At 42.2% G+C, this 23,195-nt stretch carries 18 protein-coding genes, 2 pseudogenes and 1 riboswitch; of the genes and pseudogenes, 14 read left to right on the top strand and 6 right to left on the bottom strand.

Going from position 1 to position 23,195, the window contains the following annotated elements; all coding sequences use genetic code 11:
- Positions 1-515 precede the first annotated feature (515 nt).
- The 3 genes and pseudogenes from V7K21_RS06490 to V7K21_RS06480 all read left to right on the top strand — a co-directional run bounded on the left by V7K21_RS06490 (position 516) and on the right by V7K21_RS06480 (position 4,398).
- A complete protein-coding gene (locus V7K21_RS06490; RefSeq protein ID WP_335172593.1) occupies positions 516-1,412 on the top strand; it encodes a tetratricopeptide repeat protein in 897 nt (298 codons plus the stop codon).
- Positions 1,400-3,175 (top strand): annotated as a pseudogene (locus V7K21_RS06485) (CHAT domain-containing protein); the annotation flags it as partial. The gene V7K21_RS06490 and the pseudogene V7K21_RS06485, both read left to right, overlap by 13 nt.
- 266 nt (positions 3,176-3,441) lie before the next feature.
- Positions 3,442-4,398, top strand: coding sequence for a trypsin-like serine peptidase (locus tag V7K21_RS06480; protein WP_335172591.1), 957 nt, complete (start codon positions 3,442-3,444; stop codon positions 4,396-4,398).
- A gap of 355 nt (positions 4,399-4,753) precedes the next feature.
- Here V7K21_RS06480 and V7K21_RS06475 read toward each other — a convergent pair whose 3' ends face one another.
- The 3 genes from V7K21_RS06475 to V7K21_RS06465 all read right to left on the bottom strand — a co-directional run bounded on the left by V7K21_RS06475 (position 4,754) and on the right by V7K21_RS06465 (position 10,349).
- Positions 4,754-7,198, bottom strand: coding sequence for an ATP-dependent helicase (locus V7K21_RS06475; protein ID WP_335172589.1), 2,445 nt, complete (start codon positions 7,196-7,198; stop codon positions 4,754-4,756).
- Between the two features lie 397 nt (positions 7,199-7,595).
- Positions 7,596-8,348: an aquaporin Z gene (gene aqpZ, locus V7K21_RS06470; RefSeq protein WP_335172587.1), complete on the bottom strand. Its 753-nt coding sequence runs from the start codon at positions 8,346-8,348 to the stop codon at positions 7,596-7,598.
- A 912-nt stretch (positions 8,349-9,260) separates the two neighbouring features.
- Entirely contained in the window at positions 9,261-10,349 is a 1,089-nt protein-coding gene (locus V7K21_RS06465; protein WP_335172585.1) for a RuBisCO accumulation factor 1, read from the bottom strand.
- Positions 10,350-10,777: 428 nt separating this feature from the next.
- On the opposite strand from V7K21_RS06465, the gene V7K21_RS06460 reads away from it, so the two are divergent.
- The 3 genes from V7K21_RS06460 to V7K21_RS06450 all read left to right on the top strand — a co-directional run bounded on the left by V7K21_RS06460 (position 10,778) and on the right by V7K21_RS06450 (position 14,000).
- Positions 10,778-11,734 carry a response regulator gene (locus V7K21_RS06460; protein ID WP_335172584.1) on the top strand — a complete coding sequence of 319 codons (957 nt, stop codon included), beginning with the start codon at positions 10,778-10,780 and terminating at the stop codon, positions 11,732-11,734.
- A gap of 69 nt (positions 11,735-11,803) precedes the next feature.
- On the top strand, positions 11,804-12,496 hold the full coding sequence (gene ubiE, locus V7K21_RS06455; protein ID WP_334796006.1) for a bifunctional demethylmenaquinone methyltransferase/2-methoxy-6-polyprenyl-1,4-benzoquinol methylase UbiE: 693 nt from the start codon (positions 11,804-11,806) through the stop codon (positions 12,494-12,496).
- Between the two features lie 268 nt (positions 12,497-12,764).
- A complete protein-coding gene (locus tag V7K21_RS06450; protein WP_335172582.1) occupies positions 12,765-14,000 on the top strand; it encodes a DUF445 domain-containing protein in 1,236 nt (411 codons plus the stop codon).
- Between the two features lie 140 nt (positions 14,001-14,140).
- On the opposite strand, the gene V7K21_RS06445 is transcribed toward V7K21_RS06450, so the two are convergent.
- A complete protein-coding gene (locus V7K21_RS06445; RefSeq protein ID WP_335172595.1) occupies positions 14,141-14,359 on the bottom strand; it encodes a cytochrome P450 in 219 nt (72 codons plus the stop codon).
- Positions 14,360-14,426: 67 nt separating this feature from the next.
- On the opposite strand from V7K21_RS06445, the pseudogene V7K21_RS06440 reads away from it, so the two are divergent.
- A pseudogene (locus V7K21_RS06440) lies at positions 14,427-14,729 on the top strand (IS630 family transposase); the annotation flags it as partial.
- A gap of 179 nt (positions 14,730-14,908) precedes the next feature.
- On the opposite strand, the gene V7K21_RS06435 reads toward V7K21_RS06440, so the two are convergent.
- Positions 14,909-15,541 (bottom strand): TetR/AcrR family transcriptional regulator, encoded by a 633-nt coding sequence (locus V7K21_RS06435; protein WP_335172580.1) that lies wholly within the window; start codon positions 15,539-15,541, stop codon positions 14,909-14,911.
- Between the two features lie 251 nt (positions 15,542-15,792).
- On the bottom strand, positions 15,793-16,341 hold the full coding sequence (locus V7K21_RS06430) for a GNAT family N-acetyltransferase (RefSeq protein WP_335172578.1): 549 nt from the start codon (positions 16,339-16,341) through the stop codon (positions 15,793-15,795).
- 672 nt (positions 16,342-17,013) lie between these two features.
- On the opposite strand from V7K21_RS06430, the gene V7K21_RS06425 reads away from it, so the two are divergent.
- The 7 genes from V7K21_RS06425 (at position 17,014) to thiC (ending at position 22,972) form a co-directional block, all read left to right on the top strand.
- Positions 17,014-17,493, top strand: coding sequence for a beta-lactamase hydrolase domain-containing protein (locus tag V7K21_RS06425; protein WP_335172577.1), 480 nt, complete (start codon positions 17,014-17,016; stop codon positions 17,491-17,493).
- A 633-nt stretch (positions 17,494-18,126) separates the two neighbouring features.
- Positions 18,127-18,459, top strand: a complete 333-nt coding sequence (locus V7K21_RS06420) for a hypothetical protein (protein ID WP_335172575.1) — start codon at positions 18,127-18,129, stop codon at positions 18,457-18,459.
- A gap of 215 nt (positions 18,460-18,674) precedes the next feature.
- Positions 18,675-19,709, top strand: coding sequence for a calcium-binding protein (locus V7K21_RS06415; protein WP_335172573.1), 1,035 nt, complete (start codon positions 18,675-18,677; stop codon positions 19,707-19,709).
- 231 nt (positions 19,710-19,940) lie between these two features.
- Positions 19,941-20,660: a hypothetical protein gene (locus tag V7K21_RS06410; RefSeq protein ID WP_335172571.1), complete on the top strand. Its 720-nt coding sequence runs from the start codon at positions 19,941-19,943 to the stop codon at positions 20,658-20,660.
- A complete protein-coding gene (locus V7K21_RS06405) occupies positions 20,660-21,136 on the top strand; it encodes a DUF2726 domain-containing protein (protein WP_335172569.1) in 477 nt (158 codons plus the stop codon). Before V7K21_RS06410 ends, V7K21_RS06405 begins: the two co-directional genes overlap by 1 nt.
- 51 nt (positions 21,137-21,187) lie before the next feature.
- On the top strand, positions 21,188-21,433 hold the full coding sequence (locus V7K21_RS06400; RefSeq protein WP_335172567.1) for a DUF6887 family protein: 246 nt from the start codon (positions 21,188-21,190) through the stop codon (positions 21,431-21,433).
- A gap of 64 nt (positions 21,434-21,497) precedes the next feature.
- A riboswitch (TPP riboswitch) is annotated at positions 21,498-21,590 on the top strand.
- Positions 21,591-21,598: 8 nt separating this feature from the next.
- Positions 21,599-22,972, top strand: coding sequence for a phosphomethylpyrimidine synthase (gene thiC / locus V7K21_RS06395; protein ID WP_335172565.1), 1,374 nt, complete (start codon positions 21,599-21,601; stop codon positions 22,970-22,972).
- Positions 22,973-23,195 lie beyond the last annotated feature (223 nt).

Raw genomic sequence — 23,195 nt, 5'->3', positions numbered from 1 at the left:
TCAAATGATAAAAGTCCCTCGTCTTTTATTTGAGCGTTTGAGAGATATTGCTGTTTACGCTGCTTGATTAAATCAAAAATGGATAAAGTCGAGCTAAGGGGGCTTCCAAATAAAAAAATATTCCAAAACTGACACAAAAATCCTCTTAATCTCTCCTCTCTCTGTGTCGCGCCAGTTGCTACAAGTCAGGGAACCCGCCCAACACACTGGCTTCTCTGCGTCTGGAGTGGTAGCCTGCGGCAAGCCGAAGCGTCTACGTTTTTTAGGATAATTTATTCCTTGGAAATCCCTTATGTGCAGGGTAGGTTAGAAAGCGTGAGAACGATAAAATCAGACTTTGCCGAGAAAGTTCGTTGCAAAAACAGAAACCAGAACTTCATCCGCGAGACTACACCCATAAAATCAAAATCAATATTCAGTAATATTTCTGACGACGACTGAATAATAATTATCTAATGGCAGCATTGACTTGCCGTGGATTCTCACTGTCACAAATGATGAAATGAGGCTTAAGGATGAACAGGTGTGCAAAGTCTCAGTGGGCTTTTTGGTGCTTGCTACCGAATTTTACCCGCTATGGTTTAATTTTCTCGCTGAGTGTAGTAATGCTTGCTGATGCTGTGGGGGCGACACCGAGAAACCGAGGGATGCAGATAGCACAGCAGCCAGAAACCACTCAACAAAATGCCACTCACGCTGCTGCGGAACGGTTTTCTCAAGACGGGTTTAAACTTTACCAACAAGGGACAGCAGAATCACTGCGACAGGCAATTGTGAAATTGCAAGAAGCACTGAAGCTTTGGCAGCAAATTGATGATAAATCTCAACAAGCCACTACCCTCAATAATCTTGGCAAAGTCTACGACGATTTGGGAGAAAAGCAGGAGGCACTCAAGTACTACAACCAAGCCCTACTCCTACACCGTGCAATGAGTGATAGGAGAGGGGAAGCCACTACCCTCAATAATCTTGGCACAGTCTACGACGATTTGGGAGAAAAGCAGGAGGCACTCAAGTACTACAACCAAGCTCTACCCCTACACCGTGCAGTCGGTTACAGGGGAGGGGAAGCCTCTACCCTCAATAATCTTGGCAGTGTCTACAACGATTTAGGAGAAAAGCAGGAAGCACTCAAGTACTACAACCAAGCTCTACGCTTATACCGTGCAATGAGTGATAGGAGAGGGGAAGCCACTACCCTCAATAATCTTGGCATAGTCTACGACGATTTGGGAGAAAAGCAGGAGGCACTCAAGTACTACAACCAAACCCTACCTCTATTCCGTGCAGTCGGTTACAGGGGAGCAGAAGCCACTACTCTCAATAATCTTGGCAAAGTCTACGACGATTTGGGAGAAAACAGGAGGCACTCAAGCACTACAACCAAGCTCTACCTCTATTCCGTGCAGTGAGTGATAGGAGAGGGGAAGCCGCTATCCTCAGCAACATTGCTTTGTTTGAACGCGATCGCGGCAACCTCCAACAAGCCCTAACCCAAGTTGAAGCAGCAATCAAAATTATTGAAGATTTACGCACCAAAGTTGATAGCCAAGAGTTGCGTGCTTCTTATTTTGCATCACAGCAAGGCGTTTACAAATTCTATATCGACTTGCTGATGCAGTTGCACAAAAAAGACCCATCAAAAGGATACGATGCTTTAGCACTGCACATCAGCGAGCGATCGCGCGCCAGGGGTCTATTAGAACTTTTAACAGAAGCCAATGCCAATATCCGTAAAGGCGTTGACCCCCAACTATTAGCAGAAGAACAAGACTTGCGGCAGAAAATTGATGCCACAGCTAAACTGCGTCAAGAGTTACCAACTCAAAAAGCACCAACAACCGTAATCCAAAAACTTGAACAAGAATCTGCCAATCTCCTAAACCAATACCGAGAACTGCAAACCAAAATCCGTACAACTAGCCCCAAATATGCAGCCCTAAAATATCCCAACCCTCTGAAATTACCTCAAATTCAGCAACAACTAGATCAAGACACCCTCCTGTTGCAATATTCCTTGCGTGAAGAACGCAGCTATCTTTGGGCTGTCACTCCCAATTCTCTCAATACCTATGAACTCCCTGGAAAAGCAGCTATAGAAAAATCAGCAGCAACATTCCAGGAACTATTGAAAAAATGTCAAAGACCAGGTTTAGACTGTCATAAGTTATCCCCACAACAAAAAGCCAAAGATTTACAAGAAATTAGCCAAGCTGCAACCCAACTTAGTAAATTTATCCTTGCACCCGTTGCCGAAAAGTTGGGGAAAAAACGCTTAGTCATAGTTGCAGATGGGGCATTGCAAGAAATTCCTTTTGCTGCATTATCACAACCAAATCAGAAATCTAATTATCAACCTCTCTTAGTCAACCACGAAATTGTCAATTTACCTTCCGTCACTGCCATAGCCATCCACAGACAAGATTTGAAACAACGCCAACCAGCACCCAAAACCTTAGCAGTCCTTGCTGACCCTGTATTTGCAGCTAATGACGAGCGATTTACAGGTAAACCCCAAAGCCTCGCCCCTGAACTCAATCTCGAACGGTCTAGCCTGCAACGAGCCGCCAAAAATCTCAAGCGTGCAGAATGGGGACGGCTACCAGGTACACTTACAGAAGCCAATCAAATCTTAAAACTGGTATCACCTGACCAAAGCCTAAAAGCTTTTGATTTTGATGCTAATTACAATTGGGCAACTAGTCAAAAACTCAAACAGTATCGATTTATCCTCTTTGCTACCCACGGCTTTGCTGACCCCATCAACCCAGAATTATCAGGAATCATTCTTTCTCAGATAGACAAACAAGGCAAACCGCAAACTCCAGGTATCCTACGCCTTGGCGACATTTTTAACTTGGACTGGAATGCAGATGTAGTTGTCCTGAGTGCCTGCGAAACAGGTTTAGGTAAAGATGTCCAAGGTGAAGGCTTGATGGGATTGACAAGAGGATTGATGTATGCATGAGCAAGAACTGCTGTAGTTTCTTTGTGGCAAGTTAGCGACACTGCCACATCAAAGTTGATGCCCCAATTTTATACGACGATGTTGCAGCAAAAGGTATCTCCCACAATTGCCCTACGAGAGTCACAGCTGAAACTATGGCAACAAAAAGCATGGCAAAACCCCTATTATTGGGCGGCTTTCACTTTGCAAGGCGAGTGGAGAAATTAATTCGTAATTCGTACCTCGGCTTCGCTCGGCAACCTAATTCGTAATTCGTAATTTATGAGCTAAGAAGATGTTTAGAACGTCTAATTTATTACTTGCCTGGGCGATTATAAGTCGCGGCTATACAGACAAAAACTGTCTCCGCAGGTTAAAAACCCTTTATTTTAATTAGTCCACGGAGGTGGACTTGGCTTGTGTAGTAGCGAATTCTATTCGCCCAATACTTTTAAAACATCGTCTAATTATTTATTCAATCAGGAGTTTTATCAATGTCTAAGAAGCCTATCTACAAACAATTTTTTGCTCTCTTTTTTGCTGGAATTCTTAGTGCTATAACTTTGGGTGGTTGGGTATCGGTGCAAGCTCAAACACAGGTAAAACCACACCAAAGTATCACGCCTAAATTCATCAGTTCTCAACAAGCGGGTCAACTTAAGTTACAAGGTGATGGCAAACCTTTTATCCCTCCTGGTTTGGAATCGGCTGCTAAACCTAATGAAGGCGGCTCTAGAGGAATTCCTACAGGTATAGATAACCGTATCCCCATGACTAGTAGAAAATATCCTTGGTCGGCAATTGGTCGAGTCCAAGGAACTACAGCCGATGGCGATGGTTATCATTGCACAGGAACGTTAATTAAGACTAATTTAGTTTTAACTAATGCTCACTGTGTTATTGACCCCAATACTGGCAAATTAAGCACCAGAATTTTATTTTTCCCAAATGTCATTGATAAAAATTACCAAGATATAGCGGAAGTTGAGCAAGTTTATTACGGTACAGATTTCAAAAAGAGTAGTGAGTTGAGTCCTAATGACTGGGCAATCTTAAAACTTAACCAACCTCTAGGTCGCAAATATGGTTATTTGGGATGGAAGTCTCTATCTTCGGCTAATTTGATTCGCAATCAAAAAGCTTTCTTTTTCGTAGGCTATTCTGGTGACTTCCCTAATGATAGCTATCAGAAATATTTCAGTGCTGGGCCGGGATGGACAGCTAGTTATGAGGAAAAATGTAGTATTGTCGCAGAAGAAAGAGGTTTTTTATTACATGATTGCGCCACTGCTGGGGGTTCTTCTGGTGGCCCCATTATCGCTGCAATTAATGGCGACCCTTATATTGTGGCTCTGAATAATGGTGAAGCCAAAAATCTCCGCACTGGACAAGATATCACCAATTTTGCAGTGAAAATTTCTACTATCCAGCAGGGTTTACAGAGTAATTAATAAAAGTTAAAAGCAAAAAAAATGAATCTCTTGTGGGGTGGGCATCTTGCCCGCCGTAGTTGTGCAAGTTAAGTGTGGAACAGCTTACCACTTCTGTACGAGACGCTCCGCGAACGTGGAAGCAAGCTACGCACAGCGTCTCGTAGAGAAGTGAGGGTTATACCAACCCATTTGTTATTTCGGCGAACCCATTTGTTATTTCGGCGAACCCATTTGTTATTTCGGCATACTCATTTGTTATTTCGGCGTGTCCATAGCTTTTTAAGGGGGGTTAGGGGGGATCAACAAGTGCCTAAAATTACTGCGAAATACTTTTAAAACAACCTTTGAGCCAGTTTAAAAATTGCGATCGCCTTTATTTAGCCATTACCGCTAAATTCGCCACACATTCAGGAAATTGCCGCTTTAACGCTGGAAAAACCGGACAAGGCGCTTGTTCTTGTAAATTGTCCGGCTTACTCCAAGTAAAGGGGGCTTTCTGCGCTGCTGACATCCACACCAGACGCTTTGCTCGTGTCATTGCAACGTAGAGTAAACGGTACTCCTCAGATATTTTCAAATGCTTTGCTTGTTCCCATGCTTGCGTAACATCTGGTATGGTAGATTCTCCGTGGAGAGCAGCACGAATTTGGGCGCGGGCTACTTCTGATAAGGTAAAATCCCCTAAGAACTGGCTTTGGGGAGGAACCCAAAATCTCCCAGGAATCAAGTTTTCATGGAGAAAGGGAAGAAACACATAGTCCCAATCCAGTCCTTTGGCTTTGTGCATGGTAATAATGGTCAGTTGACCGCAACGAGTGTAACGTTCTTCCGAATCCTCGGTTTCCACTGGTTCAAACCGTTCGGAACTGACGATTTCACTTAAAGCGGACAGCATTCCCCCCATCGAACTATTACCGGCTATCTGCTGGTTTACCCGTTCTGCGAGTTTGTCAGCAGTTGCCAATTCTGCCTGGTCATAATTTAAGGTTAAGGCAAGAAAGGAAATTAGCTGGTATAGGGGCAATTCTAAACGAGCGCGGAGTAAACTGCGACACAAACGAGCGGCTTTTTGGACTGTTTCTGGCTGCGGTGCTGCTAGGGGGCCAGGATACAAAAATTCTTCTGGGAGACTAGCAAGGGCGTTGAGGTCTTGGGTAGGAATTAATTGGCGCTGTACCAATGCCTCTAAGGCGGCTTTGAGATAATCGGGGGAGTGGGGACGATCGCAAAATTGCAGTAATGCTAAAATCTCTTGGGGAACATGGGAACGGCGATCGCGTTCTCCCACATCGTAGAGTATAATATTATGCTCTTTGCACACAGGTGTCAGAGCCTCTGCTAACCATCTTCCTTGGCGATTTTCTCGCACTAAAATTGCTGCACTAGTTTTTGTTGGATCTTCACCAAATAACTTGATCACTCTTTGAGATAACAATTCAACGGTGTGATGAATGTCACGCGGGGTATAAAGTTCCAGTCCTCGTCCTGTTGGTGCTGGGTTGGCGTTAGTTTGTGGATCACCAGCTTCAACAGGGTGAATTGTCTGCAAGCGAAATGGTACTTGTCGGTTGTCAGTAGTCTGTTGTTTGTTGTTGGTTGTTGCTAACCACTGATTATTGATCCATTTGAGGGCAAAGTTAGCGGCTTCAATGATAATTCTAGTACTGCGACCAGCTTGATCCATCGTTGCTAATCGTTTGATGCGATCGCACTTTTCGCAAAATTGCCGAAAATAAATCGGATCGGCTGGGGTGAAGGTAGAGTTAATCGCTTGGTTGGGGTCGCCAACTCGGACTAGATTGAGTGAGGAGTGGGTAGAGACGCGATTCATCGCGTCTGTCATGAATGAGGAGTTAAGAGTTAGGAGTGAAGAGTTTTTTCCCTCATATTCCCCATCACTTGCCAAAATTTCTAACAACTGCGTCTGTAGAGGGCTAGAATCTTGGGCTTCGTCTTCAAAGACGGCGAAAACTTGGTTTTGCTCAATGCGACGGGCGCTGTCGTTTTCTAAAACGCGTAGTGCAGCTAAAATCATATCGTCGTAATCGATGAAATCACGCGATCGCATTAAGTTTTGATATTGCTCATACAATCCCGCCGCTACGCTCAAAATTGTATATTCGTCTGTGGTTTGTTTACTCCACTCCCGCAATAATTCTGGCGATATCCCAGAACTTTTTGCTTCATGAATTACCGTATTAGCTAATTCTGGTAATACTTCTGTTCGCAGCACTGATTGGCGACGCAATCTTTCTGTCTCTTCTCCGTCAAATTGATGACCTTCTAATAACCGCAAATATATTCCTGGATTATTCGCAATCCATTGCTCTACAGCTGTTCGGATAAAGCGGTGACTTTGGGTTGGTGTAATTAATGTGACATTTTCTAACTGCAAACCTGATAAATCTGGATGGCGACTGGCAATATTCAACGCTAGACCATGTAGAGTATAGACAAAAAAGCCCGTCTGAGGTAGTGATAATTTCTTTAAGTCTTTGCGGATCTTCGCTTTAATATTGGCAGCAGCGGAGCGAGTAAAGGTGACAACCACCAAGTGACGGCGGGAGGATGAACGTTCATATTGACGGGCGATCGCGATCGCCGCTGCCGCCGCCATCCCAGTAGATTTGCCTGCACCAGGAACGGCAGAAATAGCCAGAGGGCCAGATTGCCAGTCAGCCATCTGTTGTTGTCCAGGGCGTAGACCGTTGCGGATTGCTACAATCTTCTCCCGTAGGTTAAGAAGAGGCGATCGCTCAGACAATTCTGAATGGAGTGATTCTTCAGCCACAGAAGCAGTAAATTTAGAGTCTGACATATCAAATTTTATATTTTAAATAGATGTTGAATGTAATTCCCAAGCCACAAATATGAATAATCTTTAGTGATTCTCTGTAAATATATCTTAAACCCCCCTTAAAAAAAGGGGTTGGGGGGATCTTCAAGCTCAAAATATCACTAACTAGTACAAGTCGGCGGAAGTTTGCCTAACTTTAACAAGGAGATTTTGCCCCTTGTTAAGACCCAAGTCTTGTTAATTGAGATGGTATAGCGATGCCTACGGCGGGCTGCACCTACGCAGCCTCACCTGAAGATTGATTATAGGCACAATGCAGATCCAACTATTGCCCGTTTTGATGAACTGCTATAAAAACTAGAAATACTGGGCTAACTTGTACAGTTGAAAATGACTTTTAGAGTAGCTCTTTGACATTTTACCGTTCTTCCACAGTTGATTCACTAAAGATGGCTACGTACAACCATCCTGCTAAAATAGCCCCGAAGATAGGAGCTATCCAGAACAGCCAGACTTGCGAAAAGAGTTCTATACCTGCAAATAGAGCAACTCCAGTACTACGGGCAGGATTAACCGAGGTATTGGTTACAGGAATGCTGATTAGGTGAATCAAGGTGAGTCCAAAACCAATTGCCAGTGGTGCAAATCCTTTAGGAGCGCGACTATCAGTCACGCCCAGAATAATCAGTAGAAACATGAAAGTCATCACAACTTCAGTAATCAGGCAAGCAAACAGCGTGTAACCACCTGGAGAATGAGTACCATAGCCGTTGGTAGCCAGTGGGTTGAAGCCAGTCAGCGTAAATCCAGTTTTGCCGCTAGCAATCAGGTAGATAATGCCCCCAGCAACAACTGCGCCGATCACTTGAGAGAGGATGTAAGGTAGTAAGTCAGACCCCGGAAAGCGCTTACCTGCCCATAGTCCAAACGAAACAGCCGGGTTGAAATGACCACCAGAAATATGACCAAAAGCATAAGCCCCTGTGAGGACAGTAAGCCCAAATGCCAGGGATACACCTACTAATCCAATACCCAATGGAAAAGAAGTATTCTCGCTGATTTTTGCAGCATCTTCTGTGTAGGCGGCGGCTAGAACAGCACTACCACAGCCACCTAAAACAAGCCAGAATGTACCAATAAATTCGGCCAAACAACGTTTCGTGAGAGACATTTTCGGAAAACTCCTTGTTCAGCTATAAACGAGTAATAGCTATGTTGAATAATGCTTGAGTCATTCCTGTCAACAGGAAATCCATTGCGTTTGTTTCGTTATGAAACTAAATCGAAAAAATAGGAATTTATTTTTTCCTCAATAATTGTGGTCATAAAATATGAAGAGACTGGAAAAGCTAAAAATCCCAAAAAATGCTTAATTTATTAAGAATTTTGCTCTCATGATATAGAACTCATATTTGATTTTTGAAATATCCGTAGGGCAGCAAGTACATTTTTTCAAAAATCAAATCGTATTGGTATATATCTGTTGAGATTCTTGATCTAATGCGTTCTATTAAAAGTTATTACAAAATTTAAATAGATTTTGTGCTCTATACACTTTCAGCTTAAAAAATTTTGGTTTTCCCTGTTACGGTCGTTACTTCGTGACTGTTCAGGGGATATTATCATCCCTCAAAATGTAGACTTAGAGACTATTTATAAAGTAAAAATAAAATTATTGTAGCGGAGCCAGTGCGTTGTCCGGGTTCCCCGGCTTGTCCCTTGCGCGTCTCCTTGCAGGAGTTGTAACTGGCGTTGTCTTAGGTGCATATTTCGATATGATTTGTCACGAAAAATATGACTTTCGGCTATCACGCACTGCTATATAACACGTTGCGTTAGGCTAAAGCCGTAACACACCCTAACATTTTGATTTACTTTATAAATGGTCTCTGACACAGATCAACCAAAAATCAAGGGTTTAGGCAAAGCATTGCGGAGGCAGTGCCAAGTTCATGTTAAGAGAATTAAAGCAACTGGCGGCATTGGCCAAATAGAAAGTTGAACCAATGCCGCCAGGTGCTATCCGCTGTTTGGACAGTCTTAACAGATCAAATCACGCAGTTAGTTCTGTCTAAAATTAAATTTATTCGTCAATCTGCCAGGAATCCTTAGTTAATTCTTCATCCAGAATTTTCTTAGGACGAACAATGATAATAATTTGTCCTAGTAGAGGAATTTCTGGCTCAGTTTCAAACCACTGAAAATCTAATTCACTACCATTTTCAACAACAAAATAGCTGGAGGCATCCCATTGTCGTTGGGCACGATCTACCACAACTACAACGGGCCCTATTTGGGTTTGGGTTTGGATGGGGAAGCGATCGCTATTCGCTAAAATCACTACTGGATCTTCTGCTGCCAACAACACTTGCCAACCTGGTAAGGGCACCCAAGCTTGTTCTCCAGAAAACTTGACTAGGCGAAATGGTTCAATTTCTGTGACTATGGGCACAGCTTGCAAGTCTTGCCGTGACAATGGCAACTCGCCTACGACGGGCAAAATCCGGGGTAATTGTTCTTCAAATTCCAGGCGGTAAAAGGGTAAAATTGGCGCTGGACGCTGGGTTACGCTAGTAAAATCAGTCAGTAGCTGTTCGATTTTTTGCCTTGCTGCTGGCGTGTGAGCAAAACGCAAACCTTTGGCAATCAGGCGCGATCGCTGTTGTAAATCTGGATTTTGACGTGCCAGTTTCCAAGCTTGGTGAGCAACAGCATCTCCCGGATGAGCAGAAAACCCTTCTGGCAAAGTGCGGAAATAGGAAAACTCTTTAATTGCTTTTGCTACTTCCTTCACCTCATCGGCGTCGATTTTATGGACGAAGATCAGTTCGGCGGCGGCGGCGCGTTCTTCTTGGGTAAGCAAACGCAGTTCGTATAAAACATCACTGCCACGTGTGGCGTAGTGAGATCGCGTTTCTTCCGATACTCCAGAGTTTTGTAAAGAATTGTAAACTTGGGAACCAACAACTACCTGATTTTGTTGAATCGGCTCAAATCCAGTCGCCTCAAAAATGTCTTGGGGATTGTAACCGGTTTTTAGCAATGAGGCGATCGCCGTTCCCCATTCCACCCAGTTGCCTTGTTTTTGCCTCAGCCTTCGCAGTAATTCTTGTGCTACATCGTTGGTAGTATTTTCTTCGGGATTCTGAGCGTTGGGTGGTAGATCAGTCATAATCGGAGTGCGAGCTTCAACTTGAGAGGTTAATTAACACCTCATGAGCAAGTCTTATTCTAATCTATGAACTACCCAGACCTACTGCCTTGAGTTCATCTTTAGAAACTTATCTCGACTTTAATTGTGTGAAATACAGATTGTCAGGTAGCACAGTTAGCTGTGCAACTCTACTGCACGTAGGAGGTTTGTTAAACTACCTCATCTATCACGAAAACCGCCATATTTAGGCTGATTTAGTTGGTTTTTCTAGTGCGACTTTTTTTAATTTAGATATTTGGGCAGGTAAATATCCTCTGTAGCACTCATAATAAACGTATTTAAACATGCAAATTAAGTCCGTAAAAACCCTTGATAAATTCGAGCGATTCTCAACTAAACTTGGTATGGAATATAACAAGATAGTGAATATTTAAAGGAAATATCTTATGGATAAGGCTAGTCTCGAAATTGATAAAGTCCAATATCAAGTGATGACTCTCGAACGCTCAAAAAAGCTCAAAATCCTAGTAGTTGACGATGAGCCAGATAATCTCGATTTGCTTTATCGCACTTTTCGACGCGACTTTAATGTTCTGAAAGCTGATAGTGGGGTGAACGCCCTAGAAGTTTTGGCAGCAGAAGGGGAGGTAGCGGTGATTATCTCTGATCAACGGATGCCACAAATGAAAGGAACTGAGTTTCTCAGCAAGACTGTACCTCAGTTTCCCGATACGGTGAGGATAATTCTCACCGGATTTACTGATATTGAAGACTTGGTAGAGGCGATTAATGCCGGACAAGTCTACAAATATATTACCAAGCCTTGGGACCCAGGGGAACTGAAGGCAGTGGTGCAAAGAGCAGCAGAAACTTACGACTTGCTCAAGCAACGTACAGAAGAATTACGCCGTGCTCATGCTGAAATGGCGCTGCTAAGTGTTTTGGTACAGATAACTCAAGCAGCTTCTAGCTTAGAGGAAACTCTCGCTCCAATTGCTAAGGCTGTGAGTCAGACTTTTGGAGCAGAAGGCTGTATCCTACAACTTATAGAGGGAAATACTCTGGTTGCGACTCAAGGAACTTACAGCGTTCGAGGTACGATAGAGAATTGGCTATCTCATGACCCACTAACAAGGGAAGCGATCGCCACCGGGCAAATGCAAGTTTCCTTAAATGTACTTAAAGACACTAAATTAGTTGATGCTATTCACTACTACAATACGGGTGTGCAAGCACATTTAGTTATCCCAATTAGCTACCGTAATGAACTTTTGGGTGTATTATCGCTACAGTGGAAACAACCCTGCACTTTGCGGGAAGATGAATTAATGCTAATTAATTTATCAGCCGAACTGCTGGCGATCGCTCTTACTAGTAGTGCTTACCATCAAACCATTGTCTAGTTGTCATTAGTCATTTGTCTTTTGTCAAAAACTAATGACCAATGACTAATGCCCCATGCCCAATGCCCAATGACTAACGAAATTCAGTCCATTTTTAACCGTATTGCTCCAGTTTATGACCAGTTGAACGACTGGTTGAGTCTGGGACAGCATCGAATATGGAAGGAAATGGCAGTTAAATGGAGTGGAGCTAAATTAGGTGATACTGCATTAGATTTGTGTTGCGGTAGTGGTGATTTAGCCTTACGTTTGGCACGGCGTGTAGGAGCAACAGGACAGGTGTACGGAGTGGATTTTTCCCCAAACCTGCTAGAAATTGCTTCATTACGTTCCCAAAGGCAGTACCCTCAACCTGCTATCACCTGGGTAGAAGCCGATGTGCTAAATTTACCCTTTGATGACAACAAATTTGATGCTGCAACAATGGGCTATGGTTTAAGAAATGTTAAAGATATTCCCCGTAGTCTCCAAGAGTTATACCGTGTTTTGAAGCCGGGTGCTAAAGCTGCAATTTTAGACTTTCATCGACCGAGTAATCTTCAGCTACGTACCTTTCAGCAGTGGTATTTGGACGGTTTCGTAGTTCCAGTTGCCAATTATTTAGGTTTAAAAGAAGAATATGCTTACATCAGTCCCAGCTTAGACCGTTTTCCCATCGGGAAAGAGCAAATAGAGTTAGCACGTCAAGTTGGTTTTGCTGTTGCCACACACTACCCCATCGTGAACGGTATGATGGGAGTGCTGGTAGTCAGCAAATTTTAGATTTTAGATTTGGGATAGCGTAGCGTAAAGCCTACGGCATGGCAACTCTTAGAGACGCTATGCGTAGCTTGCTTCCCCGCAGGGGTACGCTTAGAGCGAGTCTGCGAGCGTCTTTTGGATTGGGGACTGCGGAATAGGTAATGGTTAATGGAAAATCGTTAGTAGTGAATGGAAAAATAACTCATAACTAATAACCGCCAATTACCAATCCTTAATCCCTAATTTATAATCTAGAATCCAAAATTCAAAATCCAAAATTCAAAATCCTGTGGACTGGTCTCATCTTTGGCTTTATGTGTCTCCCCCGGTACTGGGTGGAATCATTGGTTATTTCACAAATGATATAGCCATCAAAATGTTGTTCCGTCCTTACCGAGCAATTTATATTGCTGGACGAAGAGTACCCTTCACCCCTGGATTGATTCCCCGCAACCAGGAACGTCTGGCTCTGAACATTTCCAAGACAATCATGGGGTCACTGTTGACACCACAAGAATTGCAAAATCTAGCGCGGCGATTGTTGCAAACAGAACGCGTGCAAGCAGGAATTCTCTGGTTGTTGCAGCTGGCGATCGAACAAATCAAAACAGATAAAAATCAGAAAAGTGCTAAAATTGTGGCGGGAATTTTGCGGGATTTGCTAGGGGAATCCTTGCCACGGTTACTCAAGGTTTTGGCGCGACGCGAAGACTTTTTGGAAGCGCAGATAAATCAAATTTTTGACCAGATATTGCTGGAATTTCAATTGAGCGAAGAACAAGCCACGCGGCTTGCTGATTGGTTGTTGCAAGCAGCTCTACCGCCGGATGTGCTGCGGCAGACGATAGTTGATTTTTTGACAGATCGCACAATTCAAATTATTGATGAAGGCTTCCGCGAAAAAACCAGTGGTACTTATTGGGTAGTAGCAAATTTGTTTGGCTTACGTAATACTCTTACACGGTTACGAACTTTTTGCTTGGATGAAAAGGAGGCTACTAATACTCGCTTGCAGGAATTGACTCAAGATTTACAAATGCGCGATCGCATTCGGAAATTACTGCAAAATTTATCGTTACAAAACTTGCCAATGGGTACGGTACGTCAACTTAGAAAGACCACCCGCGAAAGTGTTCGTCATTATCTACAAAACAGTGGCAGTGATTTTTTACAAGGATTAACTGATTCTGTTGATTGGGAAAATATTGCTGGAGTGCTGCTGAATCGTCTTAGTACTTCACCTGTTGTCAGTACTTCTTTAAAAGTCATGAGTCAAGAGTTGGCTCTACTTTTAGATAAGTATTTAGAAAAAGATTTAGAAGTAATTGTGGCGCAGGCGATTCCGATTTTGTCGATAGATCAAGTGATAGTTGATCGTGTAAAATCAACTTCGCCGGCTGATTTAGAAGCTGCTATTGAGGGAATTGTAAAAAATGAATTGCAAGCGATTGTGACTTTAGGCGGTGTTTTGGGTTTTGTCATAGGGTTATTGCAGACAGTGTTTTTAATCTTAAGTCAATATTAATCTTTTGTTTTTGCCTGTAAATTTTTATAAAATTATATTTACAAGTTACCCATATTATGAAATGAGTGAAATTGAGCGATATCTACGACATCGCTCTCGTTTTTATTCAGAGATACCCGGATTCTTCCGTGAGGTAATAATTACGAATTCGGTGTACAGTTCTGGTAAACGGTGGTCAACATTGGCGAAATAGTCACAAACCAACCCGCTGGGATGCGATAGCCTGCATACTCAATATCCTTGAGAACGCCACGATTATATGCATATACTGGCGGATACAGCCTTTCTGCTTCTTTTAGAACATTGGTTAATGGAAGTTGTTTGAGATGGGACAAGTTAAGGGGATTATTTCCCACAATTGCGAACTGTTCTTCACGCAGTTGCTCTCGCCACTCTGGGTGATTACCTAATTCAAATATTACCTATTACCATCGTTCTCATCTAGTTCAAGGCTTTTTAGCCGGGGTGAACCAAAATTTACCTGAAGAGCAATGGCAAGTTCATTGTGTCCGCTTTGCTCCCAATTGCCCATCACAAAATCCAATTGAGGATATTTGGTTACAAGCTAAAACATGGGTTCGTTCGCGCAGCGTCTCGAAGAGACGTTTTTGTGCCTTGATTCCTTCGTTTTCTCATTTAAAGTGGATGTTTGAGTGGTTTATCCGACACACTACCTTTAATTTCCCCACTCTTCAGATGTACGGAGCTTTTTCAAAAATCAAATATTAGTCCTATATTGCGTATTCATTTTGGTGTTTTGAGCAAGCAAACAGGCATATAACGGTTCTCAATTGCCTGGAATACAAACCACTTATAGGAGTACAGCAATGCTCATTGGTGTCAATTTAAGCCAAAACACTTTTAAAACCTCGTTTCCAGGTTCTACCCACCCCTGAAAATAACTCACGTTAAGTTACAGCCGGATTGAAAACTGAGAGGGGAGTGGCAATGATACCGCGCACAAAAATATCTACACAGGTTTCGATATAGTCTTCACGGCTATAGCTGCGTTGATTGAATTTTGCACTGCGGCATAGCATTCCAGCTAACAGCATTCCTGTAAACATATCGACTGCTGGAAATGGATCAAGGTCTGCTCTGACGATGCCTCGTCTCTGACTCGATTGCAGGTAAGCTATCAGTTTTTCTCCTAAAGGCTTGGCAGCTTCTTGAATCACTTGTTTGGCTGCCTCTGGATGACGTTTGGCTTCTCCAATGAAGGTACGAATTAAGTCCTCCTGTGCCTCTAGCATACTATTGTAAAGATGGGCATACTGTGTTAAGTCAATTTTTAGATCCTGCGTCCACGCTTCGGGGTGTGCAAGGGCTTCTGTCTGGAGTACAAAGGCATTTTCGATTACTGCTCCCAGAAGTTGTTCTTTGCTAGCAAAGTGGCGAAATAAAGTCACCTCATTCACACCAGCAACACGAGCTATTTCACGGGTAGTTGCGCCTTGAACACCTAAACTGGCAAATACCTGCGAGGCGGCTTCTATCAAACGTCTACGGGTGAGAGTTGATGAACGGATGGTTTTATTCATTTATGCTGGCAAGTACTTACATCGTAGGTTATGTAAAAAAAGTAGTGGCAACTTGGGAGAAAAGAGTAATAATAAAAGTTGTCCTATTCGATACTAAAGTCTTATTAAGATTAACTATGAGTTTTTAAAATATATAATCATATAACTATTTTACAATCCCAAATTTCAGAAATACGAGATGTTTTTCTGAAACTAATCGAACTTTATCAAAAAAACAAACTTACAATCGGCTCTAACTTCAATCAATTTCATCATATTGTGGTAGTAGCTAATGCTTTACTCATTTTAGTAACTGGGACAATTACCCCACTTCTTAAATAATGAGGTGTTCTTTGGATGGCAATAAATCCCAGTCGTAAATAAAACCCTTCAGCATAAAGGCTAGCAGTTGTAATTACCTTATCTATACCTTGCTCAGTTGCTTGATCGCAAAAATGTTGAACTAAAGTACGCCCGATGCCTTTACCTTGATATTTAGGATGGACATACAGCCCGATGAGTTCATCAACAATAAAACTAGCGAAACCTATAACAACATCTCCCTCGATCGCAACCCAAAAAGTTTCCACTTTCATCCTCTTCAAGATATTTGAATCATCGGGCTTGTCGCGGTTATTACGCCAAGCTAAAAGTTCTTTTTTTGTGTATAAAGTTGCAGGCAGAGCTTTGATAGCGGCAATATGAATTGCACTCAGCACCCACGCATCTGTTTCCTGAGCAGGTCGAAGAGATATTTCCTTAGCGCTCATAGGTTCAGGGCTGACATTCAGATTACATGCCTGTTTGACTTTCTGATCCAAAGTTATCAACTTTGGTTATAAGAAATTTTAGTTGCCCCAGCTTTGCCCGTTGTAGACATCGCAACACATCAACTAGCCAAATTCTCAACTGCTTTACTGATATTAGCAGTTTGCAATTGAATTACAACTCGCTGGACAATCTGCCGTCTGATTTCCTGAACATTTTGACTTGCAGCTGTAACCTGAGCAAGTACAGCCGCAGGGGCAGTTTGGGGAGAACCACTGTTAAAAGGGGGTTGGGGATTGTATTCAATCCCTAGTTGAATTACTTGAGCTATCGCTTCCCCAAATAACTCAGCTGCTAAAGCCAGCCCAAAATCAATGCCAAGATAGCTTAGGTAAAATTATAATGTATTGAGTTATAATATATACTAAAAGTTTTCAGCCAATTGCTTACCCAAGCTCAATAGTATAACTCCCAATATATAAACACCTATAATCCTATCGACAAAACGTATAATCGAATTTAAAGTACGGTTTACCGATAGACTTACCGACTATTATGGATAAAGCAATAAAATAACCAACTTCAAAAGACAAATTTTGAAGCAATCAAGCAATATCGTTTGATATTTGGCTAGTTTTGCTGTGTTTACTTGAATATATTCTCAAAGCTTGCTTCTCACAGTATTTACCAAGCCAGAAGACATTAGAAAGTCAAAAGGAGTGAATGTGATCAACGCTATACAGATTAACGAAAATTTGACAACCACAGGACAAGTCATACCAAAACAGCTTGAGCAAGCTATCGAAGAAGGTTTTAAGTCCGTTCTAAATCTGCGATCGCCTGATGAACTAGGATTTTCCAAGGATGAGCAAAAAGTAGCGGAAGCATTGGGGCTGCATTATACGAATGTTCCACTCAAGGTGGATTTAAAAAATTTGAATGAAGAGGCGATTACCAAAATCCTTATGATCCTAGAACAAATCCCTAAACCAGCAGTTGTACATTGTGCAGCCGGGATGCGATCAACTGGAATCGCGCTATTGAGTATCGCTATCCACGAGGGATTAACACCAGAGGAAACCTTATTAAGAGCTAAGAATCTGGGTTTTGGATTCTTTGAACACGCTGGTGTTAGTCCCAGGCTGAAGCAATTATTTGTGGACTATGTTAACAAACACGCGAAAGTAGCTGTGCCTACTCACTGAAATATCTGTACTTAGCTAATAATAAAGCATGTATACCAACAGTTTGTAAAACTTGGGGCTTAAGCCCCAAGTTCGGGTATTGTGCGGCATTATTTAATGCGATCGCCCCAAGAGAATCGCGCAAAGATATAGGATTTTATGAATTTTAACGCAATTATCACACAGCTGCAGCTAAAAAACAATTTCTATTAAAAATATCTTCGCAAAAAATAAAACGTAAAATATCGGGTTCTGAATCTGCGTTTTGATTAACTATCGCTAGTTGATCGTATCCCACAAGTTCCCGATTTTTAAGCAAGCTTCACTGTAAATAATACGTAAATAGCTATGCTAAAAACTACAAAAATAGATAAGTAAGGTGAAGTGAAAAAAAATACTACCCTAAATAGTAACCCTTAAAAAAATAAAGGTTATAGTAATTAAATTAACCAATTCTTTATGTAACAGGTTAGCTGGATAATGCTTATAAGCCAGTCAAAAAGCTGAAATGCACTGAAAAATTAGTGTTTTTCAATTTGACATAAACTATACCGAAAGCGTCAACTTTCGTCTAAGTTTTTGTGCTTTAAAACAGCAATACTCACAAGTTAATATCTCAAGTTCCTGAAAAATTGATTTAGGTAGATAGAAGTTATGGCAATTATCAATGGTACTAACGCTAATGACATCCTTAATGGCTTGGGGAGCAATGATAGCCTCTATGGTTTCCAAGGCGATGATATCCTCCATATTAGCAATTCTTCTGGAAAAAACCTCTTAAACGGCGGCTCTGACAATGATAGACTTTACGCTACAGCTACCACTGGCAGTAATACCCTCAAAGGAGGAAGTGGGGATGATTATTTAGATGTTTCTGATTCTTCTGGAAAAAACCTCTTAGAGGGCGGTTCTGAGAGTGATAAAATTTATGCTATAGCTACCACTAGCAACAATATCCTCAGGGGTGAAGTGAGAATGATTATCTAGATGTTTCTTCTTCTTTTGGGAATAACACCCTCTGTGGGGATACGGGAAATGACGAATTTTCGATTCAGGATAGTTTTGGCAAAAATATTGTTTCAGGCGGAACTGGCTCTGATAAATTTTACGCCTATGGAGTTAGTGGTGCTAACACCCTGAATGGGGGGGATGGCGATGACTCCTTCTATTTCAGGGCCCCATCTACCTCTCCTTCTTTTTTAGTGACTCAAAGGGTAGATGGGGGTACGGGTTCAGATTATTTGGAAGTGAATTACAGTAGTGATACTACTGAGGGAATCACCTCGACTTTCAATGCAACCACTAACCAAGGCTCGATTACATCTGGCACGAATCGAGTTAGCTATAAGAATATTGAACAATTAAATATCATTGGTACAGTCTACACTGACAATATTGTCGGGGGCAATGGCGAAGATGTACTCAACGGAGGCACTTCTGGCAATGACACTATTAGTGGGGGTGCAGGTAACGATTACCTCGATGTTTCCTACTCGTCTGGCAATAACATTGTGAATGGAGGCGATGGGAACGATGCCTTTTACACCTATGGAGTCAAGGGTGCTAACACCCTGAATGGAGGGAATGGCGATGACTCTTTCTATTTGAGCGCCCCATCTACCGCCCCCTCTGTTTTAGTGACTCAAACGGTAAATGGGGGTACGGGTTCGGATTATTTGGAAGTCAATTACAGTAGTGATACTACCGAGGGAATCACCTCGACTTTCAATGCAACCACTAACCAAGGCTCGATTACGGCTGGCACAAATCGAGTTAGGTACAAGAATGTTGAACAATTAAATATCAGTGGTACAACTTACGCTGACAAGATTGTGGGGGGTAATAACGGCGATTTGCTCTATGGGTATAATGGCAACGATCTCCTGACTGGAGGGAGAGGCAGTGATGCTCTGTACGGGGGAGATGGGACTGATACTTTTGCGTTCAATAATTATAGTGAAGGCATTGATAGTCTTAATGACTTCAATACAACTGGTGAAGTTATTCAGGTATCGGCTGCTGGTTTCGGCGGCTCTTTAGCAGTAGGTACACTCTCGGCTAGTCAGTTTACCATTGGTTCAGTGGCGACAGCGATCGCTCAACGATTTATTTACGACAATATTACAGGCGCACTGTCCTTTGACCAAGATGGCAGCGGTGGTGCTTTTACTCAGGTACAATTCGCGCAACTCAGCAGTGGACTGTCATTAAGCGCAACCAATTTAGTTGTAGTCTAACTGGATGAGTCAAGCGTACAAAATCAAGGCGATCGCATAATACCTGGTAGTTAAAAGCTTTTAGTTCAAGGGTGTGAGGGATGCGATCGCCTTTAGTATAGCCATCAAGCTATGGAGAGAATTAGCACTTCCCCAAAAATCTAAAAATCTTATCTAAGACTATTGGATTATTTAACAATAAGCGTTACACTATTTCCATGAACCTTAGCCAAGGTTTTTGGGAATTAATTCATGTCAAAAATTATATATGATGTTATCCAGCGGTTTGAAGTAGAAAACGGCGTTCCCCGTTTGGTTTCAACAAATATCCAGGTGATTCAAGGTGGCGAAGATTTGATGTCTTTAGCTACGAGTTTGCTGGATAAACTTGGTTTTTATGACAAATTTGACGAGAGTCGGACGTCTCAATATGTAGGGTACAAACTTAAGAATCCAAAAAAAGGAGCTAAACGTTATCAACTGGTTTTAACACCCCGTAAAGAGGGTTTATGTGTCACTATATCTAGGGATATCTTAAAAAGTAATATTTTATATTTTGAATATTTCCACGATTCTAATGAATACAATGAACCTCATCATTCTATTTTAGGTAAAATTTGGGTTTTACCAAGTAAAGAAAATATATTTTTTGAATCAATGCAAGCTCGCTATCCAAATTTTTTAGAAATTGGCGAAACAACAGGTATTTTTATACTCAATATGTATGAAGCGAGTGAATATTATGGATATGAAATATCTTATGAAAATAGTATTTCTCGTGATTTAAAGGCACAAAATGTTATTAGTTTACCAGAACAATTTGATATTAATAATTTAGGAAGTAGCAACTGCTATCTTGTCATTAATGATGACAAGCTATTTCCTTACAGTTGGCAAGTGTGTATAACTTCCAGTGAAGTCCTAAAAGAATTTCTGGGTTATTTTGCAAAAATACTAATGGAGCAACAGTAATGTCTGTCAGAGTCAAAAGACTGGTCAATTCTTATGAAGAAAGGATGCTGGAGTTTCTACAGACTTGTGTAGATGAGAATTATAAAATCCATACACAGGTGAGCTTGTGTCAATTTTGTGAACTAGATAGCAACCAGGATTGGGAAATAAGAAAATTTTTCTTTACTTCTAGTGTAGACGCTCTGATCACTAATTTTGACTATAAACCTTGTTTAGTAGTCGATTTTCAATCTTCATATCATGATTATCCTGAAGCAAAAGAGCGCGATCACAAAAAGGCAACTTTACTCGCTCTTGCAGCAGTTCCCTTACTTTATTCACGGGTGAAAGACTGTGGAATATTACATCTTTACTCTCAATCTGAAGAAGTAGTATGTAATTTATTTACAGGAAACCGACGAGAAAATGCCCAAGCCCTAATTAGAAAGTATTGCGAACAATCTTTTTCTTCTGATATTCGAGTTACAGGTTGGTAAACCAGAAGATATAGAAATTCTGATTAGTCGTGATGGCAACTGGGAATATCCATGAGTAAACCAAACTTTGATGCTATGAGCAAGGCAGAATTACGCGCCTACGTCATTGCACACCAAGATGATCAAGAGGCTTTTTATGCACTTGCGGATCGTTTGACGGCAAAACCTCCCTCTGCAACTTATCTCGCCTCAATGACAAGAGAGGGAATCCCCAAGGCAGTATTAGACATTATTCAACAGAAACAGCGATATCTACGGCGGGCTGCGCCTACGCCAGACTCAGAAAAAACGCCTTAACACCACCTTTACCTCATAAATTGTTAACACCCTTGTTCCCAGATATAACGAAGGTGATACACTACATCCATGCTAGGGGTGCCTAACCAGGCTGAGATCACACCCTTAACACCTGAGTCTGGGTAATACCAGCGGAGGGAAGCTGTTTATTGAGGAATTAACAATATGCGGACAGAATGGGTTGCTAAACGACGTGGGCAAAGTAATGTATCTCAAATGCACTACGCCCGCCAAGGTGTTATCACCGAAGAAATGCATTACGTCGCCCAGCGGGAAAACCTCCCCGCTGATCTCATTCGTGAGGAAGTGGCGCGGGGGCGAATGATTATCCCCGCTAATATTAATCACACTAATCTAGAGCCGATGGCTATTGGCATCGCCTCCAAATGTAAGGTAAATGCTAATATCGGCGCTTCCCCCAACTCTTCCAATCTTCAGGAAGAAGTGGATAAGCTGAATCTGTCAGTGAAGTATGGTGCTGATACCGTGATGGATTTGTCCACAGGCGGCGGTAATTTGGATGAAATTCGTACCGCCATCATTAAGGCTTCACCTGTTCCCATTGGTACAGTGCCAGTTTACCAAGCTTTAGAAAGTGTCCACGGCACAATCGAAAACCTGACTGCTGATGATTTTCTCCATATCATCGAAAAGCACGCCCAGCAGGGAGTAGACTATCAAACTATCCACGCTGGAATTTTGATTGAGCATTTGCCCTTAGTGAGAAACCGCATCACTGGTATTGTCTCTCGTGGCGGTGGTATTTTGGCGCGGTGGATGCTGCATCACCACAAACAAAACCCGCTTTATACCCACTTCCAAGACATTATTGAAATTTTCAAAAAGTACGATGTCTCCTTCAGTTTAGGAGATTCTCTGCGTCCCGGCTGTACCCATGATGCCTCAGATGAAGCACAATTAGCTGAATTGAAAACCCTTGGACAGCTAACTCGCAAAGCCTGGGAAGATGATGTCCAGGTGATGGTGGAAGGCCCTGGACATGTGCCAATGGATCAAATTGAGTTCAACGTCCGTAAGCAGATGGAAGAGTGTTCTGAAGCACCTTTCTATGTGTTGGGGCCATTGGTGACAGACATTGCTCCTGGTTATGACCACATCACTTCAGCCATTGGAGCAGCGATGGCTGGATGGTACGGTACTGCAATGCTGTGCTATGTAACACCCAAAGAACATTTGGGTCTACCAAATGCCGAAGATGTGCGGAATGGGTTGATTGCCTATAAAATAGCAGCTCATGCGGCTGATATTGCCAGACATCGCTCTGGTGCAAGGGATAGAGATGATGAACTTTCCAAAGCGCGTTACAACTTCGATTGGAACCGTCAGTTTGAATTATCACTCGATCCAGAAAGAGCTAAGGAATATCACGATGAAACTCTGCCAGCAGATATCTATAAAACTGCTGAGTTTTGTTCGATGTGTGGGCCTAAGTTTTGCCCAATGCAAACTAAGGTTGATGCTGATGCGCTGACAGAATTAGAGAAGTTCTTGGCGAAAGAGGCTGTGACTCACAGCTAACAGATTGTCTTCTGCCGTTACAATAGTTTTTCATCAATAGGACTTACGCAAAACTACACGCGCTCTGGGGCAATTCATGAATTGCCCCTACCTAAAAACCAGGGTTTCGGCTATTGTTTGCGAACTGGCGAGTAAAAAGGCTCAACTGCCGAGTAAAAAAGCTCAACTGCCGAGTAAAAAGGCTCAACTGCCGAGTAAAAAGGCTCAACTGCCGAGTAAAAAG

This window comes from Nostoc sp. (genome assembly GCF_036919595.1).
In the GTDB taxonomy this organism is placed as follows: Bacteria; Cyanobacteriota; Cyanobacteriia; order Cyanobacteriales; family Nostocaceae; genus Nostoc.
Note: the sequence above shows the minus strand (reverse complement) of the source record. Positions and strands in the feature narration are given on the sequence as shown.